This window comes from Pseudomonas sp. TE3644 (assembly GCF_056278815.1).
Genome location: NZ_JBWBQF010000001.1, coordinates 3,305,246 through 3,328,243, shown reverse-complemented (window position 1 = coordinate 3,328,243; position 22,998 = coordinate 3,305,246). Strand labels below are relative to the sequence as shown.

Sequence of the window (22,998 nt, the reverse complement as noted above, 5' to 3'; positions counted from 1 at the left end):
CGCACTGCTGACCCACGAGCAGGCTTCCCTGGCCCAGGCCCTGCGCTGCAGCGGCCTGCCGGCGGGCGCGCCGTTGTTCAGTGCCTTGCTCAACTACCGCCACAGCGCTGGGGTGCAGGCCGTGCAATGGCCAGGGGTGCGGGTGATGGGCGGCGAGGTGCGCAGCAACTACCCCCTGACCCTGAGCGTCGATGACCTGGGGGCAGGCTTCGACCTGCAGGTGCTGGCCGCGCCCGGCATGGGCGCCGAACGCATCTGCGGCTGGGTGCAGGCCACCCTGGCGCGCCTGGTGGTTGCCCTGCAGCAAGCGCGTCCGGTGGCGCTGGCGGACCTGCCGCTGTTGACCGCGCAACAACAACGGCACTTGCTGCACGACTTCAACGCCACGGCCCAGTCCTTCGCCACCGGGCACACCGTGCACGCGCTGGTGCAAGCCCAGGTGGCGCGCACGCCGGATGCGCCGGCGCTGGTGCAGGGCGATCGGGTGCTCACTTACGCCGCCCTCAACCAGCAGGCCAATCGCCTGGCGCACTATTTGATCGGCCTGGGCATTCAGCCTGGCGACCTCGTGGCCCTGTGCTTGCAGCGCGGGCCGGCACGGGTGGCCGGGTTGCTGGCCGTGCTCAAGGCCGGCGCCGCCTACGTGCCGATTGACCCCGGCTACCCCCAGGAGCGTATCGCCTACCTGGTGCAGGACAGCGCGCCGCGCCTGGTGCTGACCGACGCGGCCAGCAGTGCCCGGCTCGGCACGGAGCGGCAGGTCAACCTGGACCGCGACGCCTGGTACGCCGAGGCCGACACCAACCCGGACGTGCCGGGCATCCAGGCCTCGGATTTAGCCTATGTGGTCTATACCTCGGGGTCCACGGGCCAGCCCAAGGGCGTGATGGTGGAGCACGGCACCCTGGCCAACCTGGTGCACTGGCATTGCCAGGCCTTCGCGCTGGGGGCGGGCAGCCACACCAGCAGCGTTGCCGGCTTTGGCTTTGATGCCATGGCCTGGGAAACCTGGCCGGCGCTGTGCGCCGGGGCGGTGCTGCACCTGCCACCGGTGGCTATCGGCAACGAGCATGTCGATGAACTGCTGGACTGGTGGCTGCAGCAGCCGCTGGCGGTGAGCTTCCTGCCCACGCCGGTGGCCGAGCAGGCCCTGGCGCGGCCGCATCAGCACCCGACGTTGCGCTGCCTGCTGATTGGCGGCGATCGCCTGCGCCAGTTCGACCGTGACCCAGGCTTTGCCGTCATCAACAACTACGGCCCCACCGAAACCACCGTGGTCGCCACCTCCGGCGCGTTGCGCGTAGGCGGCGCCCTGGACATTGGCCGACCCATCGCCAACACCTGCGTGTATGTGCTGGACGCGCAGCGCCAGCTGGTGCCGCAGGGCGTGGCGGGCGAGCTGTATATCGGCGGGGCAGGCGTGGCCCGGGGCTACCTCAATCGCCCACAGCTGACCCAGGAGCGCTTCGTCGCCGATCCGTTCAGCGAGCGGCCAGGCGCTCGCCTGTACCGCAGCGGCGACCTGGTGCGCTGGAATCCCGACGGTACCCTGGACTACCTGGGGCGCAACGACGACCAGGTGAAAATTCGCGGCATGCGCATCGAGCCCGGCGAAATCGAAGCGACGCTGACAGCCCAGCCCGGGGTGCGCGAGGCCGTGGTGCTGGTGCGCGGCGACCGCTTGCTGGCCTGGTTCGTCGCCGACGGGCCGCAGGCCACCGAGCCGTTGCGCGAGGCCCTGCGTGAGCGCCTGCCTGGCTACATGGTTCCGCTGGCGTTGCTGCAATTGCCCAGCCTGCCCCTGACCCCCCACGGCAAGCTGGACCGCCGGGCACTGCCCGACCCTGATCCGAGCGCGCTGGCCAGCCGCCCCTTCGAGGCGCCGCAGGGCCCGCTGGAGCAGGCCATGGCGGCGATCTGGGCGCAGGTGCTGGGCCTGGAGCGGGTAGGCCGCCACGACAACTTTTTCGAGCTGGGCGGCCACTCCCTGCTAGCGGTGGCCCTGGTGGAACGCTTGCGCATGGCGGGCCTGGGTGTCGACGTGCGGGTGCTGCTCGGCCAGCCCAGTGTCGCCGCACTGGCGGCGTCGGTGGGCAGCGACCGTGAGGTGGCGGTGCCGGCCAACCGCGTGCCGGCGGGCTGCGCGCACATCACACCGGACCTGCTGAGCCTGACCCAGCTGGACCAGGCGGTCATCGATGGCATCGTTGCCGCCGTGCCCGGTGGCGCGTCCAACGTGCAGGAAATCTACCCGCTGGCGCCTTTGCAGGAAGGCATCCTTTATCATTACCTGACGGCCGAGGGGCATGACCCCTATCTGCTGCACCTGCGGTTGCGCTTCGACAGCCCCCTGCGGCTGCAGGCCGTGGCCGCCGCGCTGCAGGGCATCATCGCCCGCCATGACAGCCTGCGTACCGCCATCGCCTGGCAGGGCCTGCAGATACCGCAGCAGGTGGTGTGGCGATCGGCGCCGTTGCCGGTGGAGCAGGTCGTGGATGCCGCGGCCACCCAGGTGACGCAGATCGACCTGGGCCAGGCGCCGCTGATGCGCCTGGTGTATTGCGTGGAGCATGACGGCACGGTCGCCGCGACCCTGCTGTTCCATCACATCGTGCTCGATGCCACCTCGCTGGACGTGGTGCGTGAAGAGTTGCTGGCCGCCCTCCAGGGCGTGCCGGGCGACCCACGCCCGCCAGTGCCGTACCGCCATTACGTGGCCCAGGCACGCCTGGCGGGTCGTGAGGCAGAGCACGAGGCGTATTTCCGCGCGCAACTGGGCGACGTCGACGAGCCGACCCTGGCCTTCGGCGTGCGCCGCTTGCAGGGCCATGTGCAACAGGCGCAACAGCCGGTGCCCCCGGCACTGACCCGTGCCTTGCGCAGCCAGGCGCGGCAGTTGGGTGTCAGCGTCGCCAGCCTGATGCATCTGGCGTGGGCCCGCGTACTGGCGGCCGCCACCGGCCAGCAAAGGGTGGTGTTCGGGACCGTGCTGCTGGGCCGTCTGCAAGCCGGGGCCGGCGCGGACCGCGGCCTGGGCATGTTCATCAACACCTTGCCGCTGCGCGTGGACCTGGCAGGGGTGGGCGTGCGCGACGGCGCCCGCGCCACCCATGGCCGGCTGGCCGCGCTGCTGGCCCATGAGCATGCGTCGCTGGCCCAGGCCCAGCGCTGCAGCGGCGTACCGGCGCCGCTGCCGCTGTTCAGCGCCATCCTCAACTACCGCCATGCCCAGGCCCAGGCCCGCCAGGACGCCCGTGAAAACGCCTGGGAAGGCGTGCAGGTGGAGCCCTGCGCCACACACAGCAATTACCCCCTGAGTCTGGACATCGATGACCTGGGCGACGACCTGCGGCTGATCGTCAGCGCGCCGGCCGAGGTCGGCGCCACGCGGGTTGTCGGCTATGTGCTGCAAAGCCTGGAGGCCCTGGCCGCGGCCTTGCACACCCAGCCCGACCTGCCATTGCTGCACCTGCCGGTGCTGCCGCCCTCAGAGCGCCAGCAAGTGTTGCAGGCCTTCAACGCCAGCGACCGGCCGGTGGACGCACGGCAGACGGTGCACGGCCTGTTCCAAGCCCGCGCCGCCGCCACGCCCCAGGCCATCGCCGTGCGTGACGAGCATGGCGAGCTCAGCTATCGCCAACTCAATGATCAGGCCAACCGCCTGGCCCACCACCTGATCGAACAGGGCGTGCGCGCCGATGATCGCGTGGCCATCTGCGTGGAGCGCGGCTTGCCCATGGTGGTCGGCCTGCTGGCCATTCTCAAGGCCGGTGGCGCCTACGTGCCGCTGGACCCCGGCTACCCGCTGGAACGCCTGCGCGGCATGCTGGCCGACAGCGCCCCGGTGGCGATGCTGGTGCAGGCCAGCACCCGCGACTTGCTCGGTGGCGCAGCGGTTGCCCAGGTGGACCTGGCCGATGACGTCTGGCAACACCACAGCACCCGCAACCCCCAGGTCGACGGCCTGGCCTCGCACCACTTGGCGTACGTCATGTATACCTCCGGTTCCACCGGCACGCCCAAGGGGGTGATGGTGGAGCATCGCAACGTGGTCAACCTGGTGCAGTGGGCCTGCGACCTGTGCCCGGTGGGCCGCGACGGCGCGCTGCTGCACAAGACCCCGCTCAGCTTCGATGCCTCGGTGTGGGAACTGTTCTGGCCGCTGTGCGCCGGGTTACCGCTGGTGTTGGCGCGGCCCGACGGCCAGCGCGATCCGGCCTACCTGGCGCGGCTTATCCAGCATCAGCACATCAGCGTGGTGCAATTCGTGCCAGTGCTCCTGCAGCAATTCCTTGACCTTGAGGACAGCGCCGTGTGCACCAGCCTGACCGACATCGTCTGCGGCGGCGGCGAGCTGACCCACGCCCTGGCCTGCCAGGTGCGCCAACGCTTGCCGGGCGTGCGCCTGCACAATGTCTACGGCCCCACCGAAACCACCGTCGATTGCAGCGTGTGGAGCCTGGCGCCGGACCAGCCGGTGCCCGCCGGCACATTGCCCATTGGCCGGCCGATCGCCAATACCCGCCTGTACGTACTCGACAGCGGCGACCAGCCGGTGCCCCTGGGCGTGGTCGGCCACCTGCACATTGGCGGTGCCGGCGTTGCCCGCGGCTACCGCAGCCTGCCGGCCGCCGACGCCGAGCGCTTCATCGCCAGCCCCTTCAATGCGGGCGAGCGCCTGTACCGCAGTGGCGACCTGGTGCGCCAGCGCGCAGACGGCCTGCTGGAATTCATGGGCCGCAACGACGACCAGATCAAGGTTAATGGACTGCGCATCGAGCCGGGCGATATCCAGGCCTGCCTGCTGCGTCAGCCGGGCATCGAGCAGGCCGTGGTCATGGCCCGCGACGATCTGCCCGGTGGCCAACGCCTGGTGGCGTACTACAGCGGCGCGCCGGTGCCGGTCGACACCCTGCGCCACGAGGTGGCCAGCCAGGTGCCCGACTACATGGTGCCGGCGCTGTTCGTGCACCTGCACACCTGGCCGTTGAGCCCCAACGGCAAGCTCGACCGGCAGGCGCTGCCGATACCGGGCGCCGACGCCGGCCTGGCCCGTGCCTTCGCGGCCCCCCAGGGCGACACCGAGGCCTTGCTGGCCCGGTTGTGGGCCGAACTGCTGGGCCTTGAGCGGGTAGGGCGGCATGACAACTTTTTCGAACTGGGCGGCCACTCGCTGCTGGCGGTGAGCCTCACCGCCCGCCTGCGTCAGGAAGGCCTGGAGGCCGACGTACGCGCCCTGTTCGAGCACCCCACGCTGGCCGCTTACGCCGCCATCACAGAGAGCATGGAGATAACCCTGTGAGCATCACTGAACTGCTGGCCACACTATCGGCCCACGGCATCCACCTGTCGATCAAGGACGGGCAACTGGTGGTGCAAGGCAACCGCCGCGCGCTGAGCGACAACGGCCTGGTGCAGCACCTGCGCGACCACAAGGCGGCGCTGATGGCCCTGATCGAGCAAGGCGGCTACCAGGCCGGCGCGCGGGGGCGGGTGGCGGTGCCGGCCAATGGCATCGATGCTGCGGCCACGCGCATCACCCCGGCCATGCTGCCCCTGGTCAGCCTCGACCAGGCGACAATAGACCGTCTGGTCGACAGCGTGCCGGGCGGTGTTGCCAACGTTCAGGACATCTACCCCCTGGCGCCTTTGCAGCAGGGCATCCTCTACCACCATGCCAGCGCCGAGGGCGCCGACCCCTACGTGATGCAGGTGCAGTTCGCCTTTGCCGACCGCAGCCGGCTGGACGCCTTTGCCCAGGCCCTGCGCCAGGTGATCGCCCGGCATGACATCCTGCGCACCTCGGTGCATTGGCAGGGCCTGGCCACGCCGGTGCAGGTGGTGTGGCGCCACGCCGAGCTGCAGGTGGGCCCGCTGGCGTCCGCGGCACGCCTGGACCTGGGCCAGGCGCCGCTGTTGCGCCTGGTGCCCGGCCATGACCTGGACGGCGGGCCGGTGCGCGCCACGCTGCTGTTCCATCACATCGCCATGGACCACAGCGCCCTGGAGGTGGTGCGCCAGGAAATTCACGCCTGCCTGCAGGGGCAGGCCGAACAACTGGGCAGCCCCGTGCCGTTTCGCAACTACGTGGCCCAGGCGCTGTTGGGGGTCACCGAGCAAGAACACGAGGCGTTTTTCAGCGACATGCTAGGCGACCTCGACGAGCCGACCCTGGCTTACGATCGCCAGGACCTGAGCGGTGACGAGGGGATCAGCGAGCACAGCGTCACCCTCGACCACGTGCTGGGCCAGCGCCTGCGCAGCCAGGCGCGCAGCCTGGGCGTCAGCGTCGCCAGCCTGTTCCACCTGGGCTGGGCGCGGGTGCTGGCCGGGCTTACCGGCCGCGACAGCGTGGTGTTCGGCACGGTGCTGATGGGCCGCCTGCTGGGCGCCGAGGCCACCGAGCGCGCGCTGGGCATGTTCATCAATACCTTGCCGCTGCGCCTGGACCTGCAAGGCCAGGACGTGCGCAGCGCCGTGAGCCGCACCCACCAGCGCCTCACCGCGCTGATGCGCCACGAGCATGCGCCCCTGGCGCTGGCCCAGCGTTGCAGCGGCGTGGCGGCGCCCACGCCGTTGTTCAATGCCTTGCTCAACTACCGCCACAGCGCCGGCGTACAGGCGGCGGGTGAAACCTGGCAGGGCATCGAGGTGCTGCAGGCGCGCGAGCGCAGCAACTACCCCCTGGTGATGAGCGTCGACGATTTGGGCGACGCGTTCGGCTTCAGCGCCCAGGCCGCCGCCGGCATTGATGCCCACCGCTTGTGCGGATACCTGGCCTGCGCCATGGAGCATTTGCTGCAAGCGTTAGAGCAGGCACCGCACACCCTGGTCAGCGCGGTGTCGGTACTGCCGGCTGGCGAGCGCGCCCAACTGCTGCGTACCTTCAAGGGCCAACACCGCACCCCGGTCAGTGCCCAGACCGTGCACGGCCGCATCGAACGGCAGGCCGCCTTGACGCCCCAGGCCATCGCTGTGCAGGTAGGCCCGCACAGCCTGACTTATCAGGCCCTGAACGAGCAGGCCAACGCCTTGGCCCACCAGTTGATCGCCTTGGGCGTGCGCCCCGATGACCGGGTGGCCGTGCTGGCGCGCCGTGGCCTGGAGACGTTGACGGGGCTGCTGGCCGTGCTCAAGGCCGGCGCCGGTTATGTGCCCGTGGACCCGGCGCACCCCGACGAGCGTCTGCGTTACCTGTTGGACGACAGCCAGCCGCGGGTGGTGCTGACCCAGCTCGCCTTGCGCCAGCGGGTGCCGGACCTGGGCGTGGCGGTGTTGAACCTCGACCAGCCGACCTGGCCCCAGCGCCAGGACAACCCCCAGGTGCCCGGCCTGGGCGTGCAGCACCTGGCCTACGTCATCTACACCTCGGGCTCCACCGGCCAGCCCAAAGGCGTGATGGTGGAACATCATAGCGTCAGCCACCTGGTGGACTGGCATTGCCAAGCGTTCGACCTGCACGCCGGCAGCCACACGGCCAGCGTCGCCGGCTTTGGCTTTGACGCCATGGCCTGGGAAGTCTGGCCCGCCCTGTGCGCCGGGGCCACGCTGCATGTGCCGCCGGCCCAGGTCAATAACGAACAGCTCGACGCCTTGCTCGAGTGGTGGCTGGCGCAGCCGCTGCACGTGGCGTTCCTGCCCACGCCCGTGGCCGAATACGCCTTCAGCCGCGACCTGCGCCACCCCACCTTGCACACCCTGCTGATAGGCGGTGACCGCCTGCGCCAGTTCAACCATGACCCGGGTGTGCGGGTGATCAACAACTATGGCCCCACCGAAGCTACCGTGGTGGCGACGTCCGGTGCCTTGCTGCCGGGCGGTGCACTGCACATCGGCAAGCCCATCGACAACACCCAGGGCTACCTGCTGGACGCACACCAGCAACTGGTGCCCCTGGGCGTGGCCGGCGAACTCTACGTCGGCGGCGCGGGCGTGGCGCGCGGTTACCTCAACCGCCCGCAACTGAGTGCCGAGCGTTTCCTGGCCGACCCGTTCAGCGCCGATCCCCAGGCACGCATGTATCGCACGGGCGATCTGGCACGCTGGAACGCCGACGGTACCCTGGATTACCTGGGCCGCAACGATGACCAGGTGAAGCTGCGCGGGGTGCGCGTGGAATTGGGTGAAATTGAGGCACAACTGAGCCAGTTGCCCGGCATCGAGGAGGCCCTGGTGCTGGTGCGCGAGGACGTGCCGGGCCAGCCACGCTTGATCGCCTACTGCATCCACGCCCCCGACACGGCAGCCCAGGACGACCAGGCCTTGCGCGCGGCGCTGCAAGCGCGCTTGCCGGCGTACATGGTGCCGGCCGCGTTCATCCGCCTGGCGGCCTGGCCCCTGACCGCCAACGGCAAGGTCGACCGCCGTGCATTGCCCGCGCCTGGCCACGACAGCCTGGCCGGCGCAGGGTATCAGCCGCCCGAGGGCGAGGTGGAAACAGCCCTGGCGCAGGTGTGGGCCCAGTTGCTGCAGGTGGAGCGGGTAGGGCGCCAGGATCACTTCTTCGACCTGGGCGGCCATTCGCTGTTGGCCATGCGCCTGGTGTCCCAGGTGCGTGAACGCCTGGCCGTGGACCTGAGCCTGGCGCAGTTGTTCGCCCAGCCGCGCCTGGCCGACCTGGCAGGGGTGCTGGCCCAGGCCAAGGGCGCGGTGCACTCGCCGATCGTGGCGGTGCCGCGCGAGCAGCCTCTGCCCTTGTCCTTTGCCCAGCAGCGCCTGTGGTTCCTGGCGCAACTGGGTGACGAGCACAGCGCCTACCACATTCCTGCTGCCCTGCGCCTGCGCGGTGCGCTGGACCCGGTGGCGCTGGCACGGGCGCTGGACCGCATCGTCGCCCGGCATGAAGCGTTGCGTACCACCTTTGTACTGGGGCCGGATGAGGTAGCGCAGCAGCGGATTGCCCCGGCGGACGCAGGCTTTGCCTTGCGCCAGCAGGACCTGGCCGGCCAGCCGGATGCCGAACGCCTGTTGCAGGCGCTGACGCTGGAGGAAGCCACGGCGCCCTTCGACCTGGCGCACGGCCCGCTGGCGCGCGGCCGCCTGGTGCGCATGGGCGAGGGTGACCACGCGCTGCTGTTGACCCTGCACCACATCATCGCCGACGGCTGGTCGGCCGGTGTGCTGACCCGGGAGTTGGGCCTGCTGTACCACGCCTTCCGCCAGGGCGCGCCGGACCCACTGCCGGCGCTTGCGGTGCAATACGCCGACTACGCGCACTGGCAACGGGGCTGGCTGACCGCCGAGGTGGTGCAGCAACAAGGGCAGTACTGGCAACAGACCCTGGCCGGTGCGCCCAGCGTACTGGCCCTGCCCACTGATCGCCCGCGTCCGCCACAGCAGGACTACCGTGGTCAGCGCTTGGCGCTGGTGATCGACGCGCCGCTGACCCACAGCCTCAAGGCCCTGAGCCAGCGCCACGGCACCACGCTGTTCATGACCGTGCTGGCGGCGTGGGCCGCCGTGCTGGGCCGCCTGGCCGGCCAGGAAGATGTGGTCATCGGCACCCCGGCGGCCAACCGCCGCCACGCGCAGGTCGAGCAACTGATCGGCTTCTTCGTCAACACCCTGGCCGTGCGCATCGACCTGGCGGCTACCCCGCAGGTGGCGGCACTGCTGCAGCAAGTCAAACAGCAAGTGCTGGCCGCCCAGGCCCACCAGGACTTGCCCTTTGAACAAGTGGTGGAAGTGCTGCGCCCCGAGCGCAGCCTGGCCCATACGCCGGTCTTCCAGGCGATGCTGGCCTGGCAGGGCGCTGGCCACGGGCCGCTGGCGCTGGGCGAACTGAGCGTGGAAAACCTGGAACCGGCCCATGGCGCGGCCAAGTTCGACCTGCTGCTGGACCTGGCCGAGATCGACGACCAGTTGCAGGGCAGCCTGGAATACGCCACCGCCTTGTTCGATGAGAGTACCGTGCAGCGCTGCCTGGGTTATCTGCAGGCCATGCTGCGCGGCATGGTCGCCGATGACCGGGCCAGCGTGGCCAGCGTTGACCTGCTGGACGCCGGGCAACGCCGGCAACTGCTGGAAGGGTTCAACGCCACCGCCGTCGAGTATCCCCAGGGCCTGACCCTGCACAGCCTGTTCGAAGCCCAGGTGGCCCGTTGCGGCGCCGCCGTGGCGGTGCAGGACGAGCACGGCAGCCTCACCTACCAGGCCCTCAACGAGCAGGCCAACCGCATTGCGCACCGCCTGATCGGCCTGGGCATAGGCCCCGACGACCGCGTGGCGATCTGCCTGGAGCGTGGCCAGGCCATGGTGGCCGGCTTGCTGGGCATTCTCAAGGCCGGCGCCGCGTACGTGCCCCTGGACCCGGACTACCCGGCCACGCGCCTGAGCTATATGCTGGAAAACAGTGCCCCGGCAGTGATTCTCAGCCAGCAGTCGTTGCAAGGCCTGTTGCCGCCTGACGCGGCGCCGCTGCTGTTGCTCGATGCCGAGCATGCCCAGCGCGAGGGGTTGCTCGACCAGCCGCCGGGCAACCCCGGGCGTGCCGACGTCAGCCCTGAGCACCTGTGCTACGTGATCTACACCTCCGGCTCCACCGGCCGGCCCAAGGGCGTGATGAACCAGCATGGCGCGGTGGTCAACCGCCTGCTGTGGATGCAGCAGCAGTACCGCCTGGACGCTGCCGACCGGGTGCTGCAAAAGACCCCGTTCAGCTTCGACGTGTCGGTGTGGGAGTTCTTCTGGCCGCTGTTCACCGGCGCCCGGCTGATCATGGCCCGCCCCGGCGGCCACCGTGACCCGGCCTACCTGCACCAGGTGATCGCCGAGCAGGGCATCACCACGTTGCACTTCGTGCCCTCGATGCTCGACCTGTTCCTGGCCCACGGTGCGCCGGGCCATGCCGGGCTGCGCCGGGTAATGTGCAGTGGCGAGGCGCTGCCGGGGTCGCTGGTGCGGCGCTTCCGCCAGCAGTGGCCGGACAGCGGGCTGTTCAACCTGTACGGCCCCACCGAAGCGGCCGTCGACGTCACGGCCTGGGATTGCAACGGCCCGCTGGCGAGCATCCCGGATAACACGCCCATCGGCACGCCCATTGCCAATACCCGGATGTACGTGCTCGACGCCCACCGCCAGCCGGTGCCGCTGGGCGTGGCCGGGGAGTTGTACATTGGCGGCGTGCAGGTGGCGCGCGGCTACCTCAACCAACCGCAGCTGACCGCCGAGCGCTTCCTCGATGACCCGTTCTGCAAGGGCCGCCTGTACCGTACCGGTGACCTGGGGCGCTACCTGGCCGACGGCACCCTGGAATACCTGGGGCGCAACGATGACCAGGTGAAAATCCGTGGCCTGCGCATCGAGCTGGGCGAGATCCAGGCGCGCCTGGCCACCGCGCCCGGCGTGCAGGAGTGCGTGGTGGTGGCCCAGGGCGATGGCCTGGGCGACAAACGCCTGGTGGCCTACGTCACCGCACGCCAGGCGCAAGCTGTGCTGGATATCGCCGAACTGCGCGCCCATGTGCACGGCGTGCTGCCCGACTACATGGTGCCGGCCGCCTACGTGCAGCTTGATGCCTTGCCGCTGACCCCCAACGGCAAGCTCGACCGCAAGGCCCTGCCGGCCGCCGACGCCCGAGCCCTGGTACGCCGGGACTACCAGGCTCCCCAGGGGGCCACCGAAGCCACCCTGGCGCAGCTGTGGGCCGAGTTGCTCAAGGTTGAACGGGTAGGGCGCCAGGATCATTTCTTCGAGCAGGGCGGGCACTCGCTGATGGCGGTGACCTTGCTGGCGCGCATGCGCCAGGTGGGGCTGAACGCCGACATCCGCGTGCTGTTCGCGCAACCCACCCTGGCCGCCTTCGCCGCCGCCGTGGGGGAGCTGGTTGACGCCCAGGTGCCGGTGAACCGCATCGCCGCCGATTGCAGGCACCTGACCCCCGACCTGCTGCCCTTGGTCAGCCTCGACCAGGCGACCCTGGACCGCATCGTTGCCCAGGTGCCGGGCGGTGCTGCCAATGTGCAGGATATCTACCCGCTGGGCCCCTTGCAGGCGGGCATTCTCTACCATCACCTGAGTGGCGGTGACCAAGACCCCTACGTGCAGCAAGCGCGCTTTGCCTTCGCCGACCATGACCGCCTGGCTGCCTTCTGCCAGGCCTTGGAGGGGGTGATCGCCCGCCACGACACCCTGCGCACCTCGTTGTTCTGGGAGGGGCTGGCGACGCCGGTGCAAGTGGTGTGGCGCCAGGCGCCGCTGCAGGTGCGCTCGGTGCCGCTGGCCGAACTGGACAGCACCACGGGGCTGGATTTGAGCCAGGCGCCCCTGCTGCAGCTACTGCACGCCGATGGGCCCGGACAGCAGCCGATCCTGGCCGTGCTGCGCTTCCACCACGTGATCATGGACCACGTAGCGCTGGAGGTGCTCAGCCATGAACTCCAAGCACTGCTGCTGGGCCAGGCGCAACAGCTGACGGCGCCGGTGCCGTACCGCAACTACATCGCCCACGTGGTGCAAGGGACCGATGAGGCCGCCCAGGCCGCGTTCTTCAGTGAGCAACTGGGCGATCTTGACGAACCGACCCTGCCTTACGATCGGTTACCGACCACGCTGGCAAGCCTGCCCCGCGAGGCGCGGCAGACGCTGGATGGCGACCTGGCCCGGGGCCTGCGTGAACAGGCGCGGCACTGGGGCGTCAGCGCCGCCAGCCTCTGGCACCTCGCCTGGGGCCAGGTGCTGGGGCAACTGGCCGGCCGCGACAGCGTGGTGTTCGGCACCGTGCTGATGGGCCGCTTGCACGGCGGTGAAGGGGTGGAGCGGGCCCTGGGGGTATTCATCAACACCCTGCCGTTGCGCCTGGAGGTGGCCGGCCTTGCCGTGGCCGACGCGGTGCGCGCTACCCAGCAACGCCTGACGGCCTTGCTGGCCCACGAGCACGCGCCACTGGCCCTGGCCCAGCGCTGCAGCGGCCTGCCGGCGGGCGCGCCACTGTTCACCACGTTGCTCAACTACCGCCATGGCAGCGCCGCGCACGCCCAGGGCGAAGCCTGGCAGGGCATCGAACTGCTGGCCACCGAGGAGCGCAGCAACTACCCCTTGAGCATCAGCGTCGACGACCTGGGCCAGGGCTTCAGCCTGACGGTCCAGGCCACCGACGGGCTGGACCCGCAGCGCATCGGTGAGTACTTGCACAAGGCCGTGGCGGACCTGGTGGCCGCGTTGGCCGCCCAGCCCAGCCTGGCGCTGGAGCAGTTGCAGGTGGTGCCGCAGGCAGAGCGCCAGCGCTTGCTGACGCAGTTCAACCCTGGCCCCCGCGCTTACCCGCGCGCGCCCGTGCACCAGCTGTTCGAGCAATGGGCGCATCGCCAACCCGATGCGCTGGCCGCGGTGCACGAGGGCACCCGCCTGAGCTATGGCGAACTGAACGCCCAGGCCAATCGCCTGGCGCATTACTTGATCGCCCATGGCGTGCAGCCCGGCGACCATGTGGCGCTGCTGCTGCCGCGATCGCTGGCGCTGTTGGTGGGCCAACTGGCCATCAGCAAATGCGCCGCGGCCTATGTGCCGCTGGACACCAGCGCCCCGGCCGAACGCCAGGGCTACATGCTGCTGGATTGCGAGGCCGTGGCGGTGCTCAGCCACAGCGCCACGCCTACCGAATTGGCGTGCCGGCGCATCGACCTGGACGCGCTGGAGCTGTCCGATCAGCCCAGCGATAACCCTGGCCTGGCCCAGGATGCCGACACCACCGCCTACGTGATGTACACCTCCGGCTCCACCGGCATGCCCAAAGGTGTGCGCATCGCCCACCGTGGCATCGTCCGGCTGGTGCTGAACAATGGCTACGCCGAGTTTGACGCCCAGGACCGCTTCGCCTTTGCCTCCAACCCGGCCTTCGACGCCAGCACGCTGGAAGTGTGGGGGGCGCTGCTCAACGGCGGCCAGGTGCGGGTGATCGATCACGACACCCTGGTGCAGCCCGAACGTTTCGGCCAGGCCCTGCGCCAGGGTGAGGTGAGCGTGTTGTTCATGACCACCGCGCTGTTCAATCAGTACGCGCAACTGTGCCCCGATGCGCTGGCAGGCCTGCGGGTACTGCTCACCGGTGGCGAGCCTGCCGACCCGGTGGCCTTCCAGGCCTTGCTGGCGCGGGCGCCGCAGTTGCAACTGCTCAATGCCTACGGCCCCACCGAAACCACCACGTTCGCCACCACCTTCCCGGTGCGTGCGGTGGCCGAGGGCGCGCTGACGCTGCCCATCGGCCAACCGATCGGCAACACCACGGTGTACGTGCTGGACACCCACGGGCGCCTGGCGCCGACGGGGGTGACCGGTGAGCTGTACATCGGCGGTGACGGCGTGGCCCTGGGGTACTTGAACCGTTCGGCGCTGAGCGCCGAACGCTTTGTGGCTGATCCATTCAGCGATCGTCCCGGCGCCCTGATGTACCGCACCGGCGACCTGGGCCGCTGGGCTGATGACGGCCTGCTCGACTGCCTGGGCCGCAACGATGACCAAGTCAAAATCCGTGGCTTTCGCATCGAACTGGGCGAGATCGTCAGCCGTCTGCATGGCTTGCCGGGCATCAACGAAGCCGTGGTGCTGGCCCGCGAGGATGAACCCGGGCACGTGATGCTGGCGGCCTATTACACGGTGCAGCCGGGGCAGCAGGCGGCGCCCCCCGCCAGCTTGCGTGCCAGCCTGCAGGGGCTGTTGCCGGCGTACATGGTGCCGGCGGCGTTCGTGGAACTGGCGGCGCTGCCACTGACCGCTAACGGCAAGCTGGACCGCCGCGCCTTGCCGCGCCCCGAGCGTTCAGCGCTGTTCGAGCACCGCTATGTGGCCCCCGAGGGCGCACTGGAGACCGCGCTGGCGCAGATCTGGGCCCAGGTGCTGCAAGTGGAACGGGTAGGGCGTCACGACCACTTCTTTGACCTGGGCGGTCATTCGCTGCTGGCCATGCGCTTGGTGTCGCAGGTGCGTCAGCAACTGGGTATCGAACTGCCGCTGGGCGAGCTGTTCGCCCAGGGTGAACTGGCGGCCGTCGCCCGCGCCGTGGCCGGTGGCGAACGCAGCGCACTGCCGGAGATCGTCGCGGTGCCGCGCGACCAACCGCTGCCGGCCTCGTTTGCACAGCAGCGGTTGTGGTTCCTGGCGCAGATCGACGGCGCCAGCCAGGCCTACACCATTGCCCTGGCGCTGGGGCTGCGCGGGCCACTGGACGTGGCCGCGCTGAGGCTGGCGGTGGATGGCCTGGTGCAGCGCCACGAAGCCCTGCGCAGCCGCTTCGCGGCCGTCGACGAAGGTGCATGGGTGACGTTGGCGCAGGGCGTTGAAGGCGGGCTGCACTGCCACGACCTGCGCGACCAGCCCGATGCCTTGCACGGGCGGCTGACCGAGCTGAGCGCCCGGCCCTTCGACTTGAGCCAGGGCCCCTTGCTGCGGGCCGAACTGATGCAGGTGGGTGATGAGCATCACGTATTGGCGCTGACCCTGCACCACATTGCGGCGGATGGTTGGTCCATGGCCGTGCTGACCCGCGAGCTGCTGGCGCTGTACGCCGCCTTCAGGCAGGGCGCGCCCAACCCGCTGCCGGCCCAGGCACTGAGCTACGGCGACTACGCCGCCTGGCAGCGCCGCTGGCTGAGCGGCGAGCGCCTGCAGGCACAGGCCGCCTACTGGCAGCAGGCGCTGGAGGGGGCACCGGCCTTGCTGATGCTGCCCACTGACCGGCCGCGTCCGGCGCGCCAGGATTTCAGCGGTGCCAGTGTCGCGGTGCACATTGAACCGTCGCTGGCCGCGGGGCTGCGGGCCTTGTCCCAACGTCACGGCGCCACCTTGTACATGACCTTGATGAGCGCCTGGGCCAGCGTGCTGGCGCGATTGTCCGGGCAGACTGACGTGGTCATCGGCAGCCCGGTGGCCGGCCGCGGCCGGGTGGAGCTGGAGGCCATGGTCGGGTTGTTCGTCAACACCCTGGCGGTGCGCATCCAGGTCGATCCGCACGCCAGCGGCGAAGCGCTGCTGGCCCAGGTCCGCACCCAGGTGCTGGCGGCCCAGGCCCATCAGGACTTGCCGTTCGAGCAGGTGGTGGAAATCGTCCGTCCGGCGCGCAGCCTGGCCCACGCACCGCTGTTCCAGACCACCCTGAACTGGCTGCCGGGCCAGGTGCAGTTGCCGCACCTGGACGAGCTGGTGGTGACGGTGCAGGAGCAGGCGGTGCAGGTGGCCAAATTCGATCTGTCGCTGAACCTGGGTGAACAGGGCCAGGCCCTGGTCGGCACGCTGGAATACGCCACGGCGCTGTTCGATGAAGCCCGAGTGCATCGCCTGGTGGGTTACTTCCAATGCCTGCTGCGCGCGCTGGTGGCCGATGACCAGGCGCCGCTGGCCCAGGCCGCGCTGGTGGCGGAGCCCGAGCGCCGGCAGTTGCTCGATACCTTCAACCCCCCGGCCGTGGCCATGCCCCAGGGGCACACACTGCATGCCCAGATCGAGGCCCGGGCGCTGGAGTATCCCGACGCAGTGGCGGCGCAGGCGGGTGAACAACGTCTGACCTACGCCGACCTGAACCAGCGTGCCAACGCCCTGGCCCATCATTTGCTCGCCCAGGGCGTGCGCCCCGACGATCGCGTGGCAGTGGTGGCCCGTCGTGGCCTGCAGACCCTGGTGGCGCTGTTGGCCGTGCTCAAGGCGGGCGCCGCCTATGTGCCGGTGGACCCGGCACACCCGGATGAGCGCGTGCACTACCTGCTGGGCGACAGCGCGCCGGTGGCGGTGCTGGTCGAGCACGCTTTGTGCCAGCGCCTGCCGGTGCTGCAGGTGCCGGTGATCGCCCTGGACCGGCCTACCTGGCCCGCCCAGGCGCACAACCCGCAGGTGCCTGGGCTGACCCCGGCGCACCTGGCTTACGTGATCTACACCTCCGGCTCCACCGGCCAGCCCAAGGGCGTGATGGTGGAACACCAGAGCCTCAACCACCTGGTGCACTGGCACTGCCAGGCCTTCGACCTGCGCGCCGGCAGCCACACCGCCAGCGTCGCCGGTTTTGGCTTCGATGCCATGGCCTGGGAAATCTGGCCGGCCCTGTGCGTGGGGGCCACGGTGCACTTGCCGCCCGCCCAGGACGGCGCCGAACACATCGATGGCTTGCTGGCCTGGTGGCAAGCGCAGCCGCTGGACGTCAGCTTCCTGCCCACACCGGTGGCCGAGCACGCCTTCAGCCAGGGCCTGCGGCACCCGACGCTGCGCACCCTGCTGATCGGCGGCGACCGCTTGCGCCGGTTCCCGCAGGACCCGGGCTTTGCCGTGATCAACAACTACGGCCCCACCGAGGCCACCGTGGTAGCGACATCGGGCCGGCTGTGGCCGGGTGGGCGGCTGGACATCGGCAAGCCGGTGGGCAACACCCGTGTCTACCTGCTGGACGCCCACCGGCAACTGGTGCCCCAGGGCGTCAGTGGTGAGTTGTACGTGGGCGGCGCGGGCGTGGCGCGCGGCTACCTGCATCGCCCTGAGCTGACCGCCGAACGCTTTATCGATGACCCGTTCCAGGCGCAGTTGGGCGCACGCCTGTACCGCACCGGCGACCTGGCGCGCTGGAACGCCGATGGCACCCTGGAATACCTGGGGCGCAATGACGACCAGGTGAAGGTGCGCGGGGTGCGCATCGAACTGGGCGAAATCGACAGCCTGCTGGGCCAGTTGCCCGGCGTGGAAGCGGCGTTGGTGGTGGCCCGCGAAGACCAGCCAGGGCAGCCGCGGCTGGTCGGCTACTTCAGCGGCCCGGCCAGGGTCGATGACTTGCGCGCCGCCCTGCAGGCGCGCTTGCCGGCCTACATGGTGCCTACCGCGCTTGTGCGGCTGACGGCCTGGCCGCTGACCGCCAACGGCAAGGTCGATCGTCGTGCGTTGCCTGTCCCGGACCGCGAGGCGTTGTTCAGCCACGACTACCAAGCCCCGCAAACGGACCTCGAGCAGGTGCTGGCCCAGGTCTGGGCCACGTTGTTGCAGGTGGAGCGGGTAGGGCGCAACGACCACTTCTTCGAGCTGGGCGGCCATTCGCTGCTGGCCGTGACGCTGGTGTCGCGCCTGCGGGAGCTGGGCCTGAAAGTGGACGTCGGCACGCTGTTCGCGCAGCCGACCCTGGCCGCGCTGGCAGCCAGCGTGGAAGCGGCGGCCGGCCATCTGGCCCCGGCCAACCTGATCCCCGAACATTGCCCGCGCATCACCCCGGACATGCTGCCGCTGGTGGCCCTGGACCAGACGGCCATCGACCGCCTGGTGGCCGGGGTGCCAGGCGGTGCAGCCAACGTGCAGGATATCTACCCGCTGGGGCCGTTGCAGGCGGGCATTTTTTACCATCACCTCAGCGCGGGCGCGGACGACCCCTATCAATTGCAGGTGCGCTTCGCCTTCGATAACCCTTCCCGGCTGACGGCGTTCTGCCAGGCGCTGGAACAGGTGATTGCCCGCCACGACATCTTGCGCACCGCGCTGTTCTGGGACGGTCTGGAAACCCCGGTGCAGGTGGTGTGGCGGCAGGCGCCGCTGGTCACGCGGGCGGTGACACTGGACGAACTGGAACAGCCGCCGGCCCTGGACCTGGGCCAGGCACCGCTGTTGCGCGTGCTGCACGCCCAGGCACCTGCCAGCGACCGGCGGGTGGCCGTGCTGTGTTTCCATCACGTGATCCTCGACCACATGGCCCTGGAGCTGCTGGCCCACGAGCTGCAACACGTGCTGCTGGGGCAGCAGGACCGCTTGCTGGCGCCGGTGCCGTATCGCAACTACGTGGCGCAGACCCTGCACGGCCTGGGCGGAGCGGCCCATGAAGGGTTTTTCCGCGCCCAACTGGCCGATATCGACGAGCCGACCCTGCCGTATGGCATCGCGCCGACTGCCGACCACGGCCAGCCGGACGAGGCCCGTCTGCCGCTGGCGCCAGCCCTGAGTCGGCGCCTGCGTGAACAGGCCCGGCAGTGGGGCGTAAGCCCGGCCAGCCTGATGCACCTGGCCTGGGGCCAGGTGGTGGGCCAGCTCAGCGGCCGCCAGCAGGTGGTGTTCGGCACCGTGCTGCTGGGTCGCCTGCAAGGCGGCGAAGGCATGGAACGTGCCTTGGGGGTGTTCATCAACACCTTGCCGCTGCGCCTGGACCTGGGCGACCGGCCGCTGCGCGAAGCGTTGCTGGACACCCATCGGCGCCTGACCGGGCTGTTGGCCCACGAGCATGCACCACTGGCCCTGGCCCAGCGCTGCAGCGCCCTGCCGGCCGGCGCGCCGCTGTTTGGCGCACTGCTCAACTACCGCCACAGCGCCCCGGCTGCCGACGCCAGCGCCCAGGCGGCCTGGCAGGGGATCGAGCTGCTGCGGGCCGAGGAACGCAGCAACTACCCGCTGACCCTGAGCGTGGACGATCGTGGTGAGGGCTTCGAGTTGAGCGCTCTGACCACGGCGGGCATCGACGCCCGGCGCATCTGCGCCTACCTTGCGCAGGCACTGGCCAGCCTCGCCGATGCCTTGGCGTCGGACCCGCAGGTGTCGCTGCTGGCCATCGACGTGATCGCGCCGCAGGAACGCCAGCAACTGCTGGAAGGCTTCAACGCCAATGTCGCCGCGTATGCCACGGGCCAGACCCTGGCGCGGCGCATCGAGCAGCAGGCCGCCCAGCGGCCGCACGCCACCGCCGTGCAGGTGGGCGATCAGGCCTTGAGCTACGGCGCGCTCAACCAGCGCGCCAATGGCCTGGCCGAGCACCTGATCAGCCAGGGCGTGCGCCCGGATGACCGCGTGGCGGTGCTGGCCCGACGCGGGCTGGACACCCTGGTCAGCCTGCTGGCGGTGCTCAAGGCGGGCGCCGGCTATGTGCCGCTGGACCCGGCGCACCCCGACGAGCGCCTACAGTACCTGCTGGCCGACAGCCTGCCGGCCGCGGTCATCACGCAGCAGGACCTGGCCGCACGCCTGCCGGCGCTCAGTGTGCCTGTCATCGTCCAGGACACGCCGACGTGGCCACCGGCCCACGGCAACCCGAGCGTGCCGGGGCTGACCGAGGCACACCTGGCCTACGTGATCTACACCTCCGGCTCCACCGGGCAGCCCAAGGGCGTGATGGTGGAGCACCGTACGGTCAACAACCTGGTGGACTGGCATTGCCAGGCCTTCGACCTGCGCGCCGGCAGCCACACCGCCAGTGTCGCCGGCTTTGGCTTCGACGCCATGGCCTGGGAAGTCTGGCCTGCCCTGTGCGCCGGGGCGACCTTGCACCTGCCACCGGCCGACATCGGCAACGAACAGCTGGACGCCTTGCTTGACTGGTGGCGGGCGCAGCCGTTGCAGGTGGCTTTCCTGCCCACGCCGGTGGCCGAATACGCCTTCAGCCACGGCCTGCGCCACCCCACGCTGCGCACGCTGCTGATCGGCGGCGACCGCCTACGGCAGTTCAACCGCGACCCGGGTTACCGGGTGGTCAACAATTATGGCCCTACCGAAGCCACGGTGGTCGCCAGCTCCGGGGAGGTCAGCGTGGACGGTGTGTTGCACATCGGCAAGCCCATCACCAATGCGCGCCTGTATGTGTTGGACGAACATCGTCAGCCGGTGCCCCTGGGCGTGGCCGGCGAGCTTTATGTGGGCGGCGCAGGCGTGGCCCGCGGCTACCTGAACCGCGACCAGTTGAACGCCGAGCGTTTCGTGGCAGACCCCTTCAACCCGGCAGCGGGCGCGCGCATGTATCGCACGGGCGACCGTGTCCGCTGGCTGGCCGATGGCAACCTCGACTACCTGGGGCGCGATGATGATCAGGTGAAAATCCGTGGCGTGCGCATCGAGCCAGGCGAGGCCGAACAGGCCTTGCTGCACTGCCCGGGGATCCTTGAGGCCGTGGTGGTGGCGCAGGTGCTGGAGCAGGGCGACCCACGCCTGGTGGCGTACTTTACCCACCAGGGCCCGGCGCCGGACATTGCCGCCTTGCGTCAGCAATTGCAGGCGCGGCTGCCCGATTACCTGGTACCGGTCGCCTTTGTGCGCCTGGCGGCCCTGCCGCTGACCGCCAATGGCAAGGTCGACCGCCGCGCGCTGCCGGCGCCGGGCGTGGATGCATTGCCAAGCCGCGAGTACCAGGCCCCGGTGGGTGAACTGGAAGCGCGCCTGGCGCAGATCTGGGCCGCGCTGCTGGCCGTGGAACGGGTGGGCCGCCACGATAACTTCTTCGAGCTGGGCGGCCATTCGCTGTCGGCCATCCGCCTGGTCAGCCTGCTGCGCAAGGCGGACCTCAACGTGACCCTGGCCGAGCTGTTCCGCCACCCCAGTGTCGCCGACCTGGCGCACTGGCTGCACACCCAGCAAGCCGGCGATGAGGCGCCGCCGGTGACGGTGGTGCGCGCCGCCGGCAGCCAGCCGCCGCTGTTCCTGATTCACGATTTCACCGGCCTGGACGCCTATTTTCCGGTACTGGGCCAGCACCTGCCGGACGGTTATCCGGTGTACGGCCTGGTCGGCGTGCCACTGGGCCAGCCGCAGCCCGATACCTTGCAGGGCCTGGCGGCACGCCTGGTGACGCACATTCGCCAGCAGCAGCCGCAGGGGCCGTATCGCCTGGCCGGCTGGTCGTTCGGCGGGGTGCTGGCGTATGAGGTGGCCACGCAATTGCTGGGTATGGACCAGTCGGTCGCCTTTCTTGGCCTGATCGACACCTACGCGCCACGCCTGATTGACCAGGGCAAGGCGCGCTGGCAGGGCACGGACCTGTTGTCGCGGCAGCTGGTTGGCCATTTGACCGGGTACTGTCAGGACGAGGCACAGCGGGCCAGCCTGCGACTGCTGGCCGGTGATGCCAGCGGTTTTGACGAGGTGTTGCGCCAGTGCCGCGAGCAAGGTTTGCTTTACCAGGAGCTGGCCGAGGCCTCGGATGCCCAGGTACGCGATTACCTGGCCCGCGAGGTGGCCCACGGACATGCCCTGGCCCATTACCGTGTGGAGCCGCTGCCTGTGCCGGTGCACCTGTTCTGCGCCGAGCAGCGTGATGCACTGCGCGCCAACGGCAGTGCCGTCCTGGGCTGGGAGGCGCACGTGGCCGCCGAGCAGTTGCACGCCATCAGCGTGCCGGGTGATCACCTGAGCATGATGCAGGCGCCCCACGTCCAGGTACTGGGCCGCGCCCTGGGCCAGGCGCTGGAGGCGGCAATGCAGGCGCCCGCCGCGCCGCCGTCGGTGGCCGACTATCAGCCGGTGCTGGCGATCCAGAGTGGCATGGCCGGCCAGGCGCCGCTGTTCTGCGTGCCGGGGGCGGGCGACAGTGTCACCAGCTTCATTGGCCTGGCGGAGGCACTGGGGGCTCATTGGCCGGTGTATGGGATACAGCCCCGGGGGTTGGTGGGCCAGGCGGTGCCCCATAGCCGCGTCGAGGCCGCCGCCGATTGCCACGTGAAGGCCATCGACGCGTTGTACCCGGACGGTCCCCTGCACCTGGTGGGCCACTCGTTTGGCGGGTGGGTGGCCCATGCCATGGCGGTGCGCCTGCAGGCGCGCGGTCGGCAGGTGTTGTCGCTGACCCTGGTGGACAGCGAGGGGCCCGGTGACGGCAGGTCTTACACCACCACCCAGGCGTTGCAGCGTTTGCTCGAGTCGCTGCAGTTGGCCAGCGGCAAACGCCTGGGGCTGTCACCCCAGGTGTTTGCCGAGGCCGATGATGCCGCGCAGCTGACGCTGCTGCATGGGGCCATGGTCAAGGCCGAGCTGTTGCCGCCGCGCATGGCGCCCCAGGCGCTGCAGGCCATTGCCCGGACCTTCGCCAGTGCCCTGCGCACGCCGTATCGCCCCCAGGGCGGTTACGACGGGCCCGCCAGCCTGGTGTTGGTGGCGGACCCGGTGCTGGACAGCGCCGGCAACCAGCGCGAACAGGCCTCGATGCTCAGCCGCTGGCAGCAGGTGTTGCCCCAACTGGTGCCTTGGGACGGTCCCGGCAATCACTTCAGTGTGCTCAAGGCGCCGCATGTGTACAGCCTGGCCGCATGGTGGTTCGACGGCCAGGCCGTGGCCCTGGCGCGCAGCCCGTCCTGA

Annotated in this window: 2 protein-coding genes (1 of these 2 running past the window's edge); both read left to right on the top strand. The window is 69.9% G+C overall.

The annotated features are described in order from the left end of the window. Positions 1-5,302, top strand: partial view of a non-ribosomal peptide synthetase gene (locus tag ACZ9GA_RS14625; RefSeq protein WP_457361997.1) — the 3' portion only. It extends 4,154 nt beyond the left edge of the window; only the last 5,302 of its 9,456 coding nucleotides appear in the window; the start codon falls outside the window, past its left edge; its stop codon occupies positions 5,300-5,302. After that, positions 5,299-22,998, top strand: a complete 17,700-nt coding sequence (locus ACZ9GA_RS14620) for an amino acid adenylation domain-containing protein (protein WP_476226467.1) — start codon at positions 5,299-5,301, stop codon at positions 22,996-22,998. The genes ACZ9GA_RS14625 and ACZ9GA_RS14620 overlap by 4 nt, the downstream gene beginning before the upstream one ends.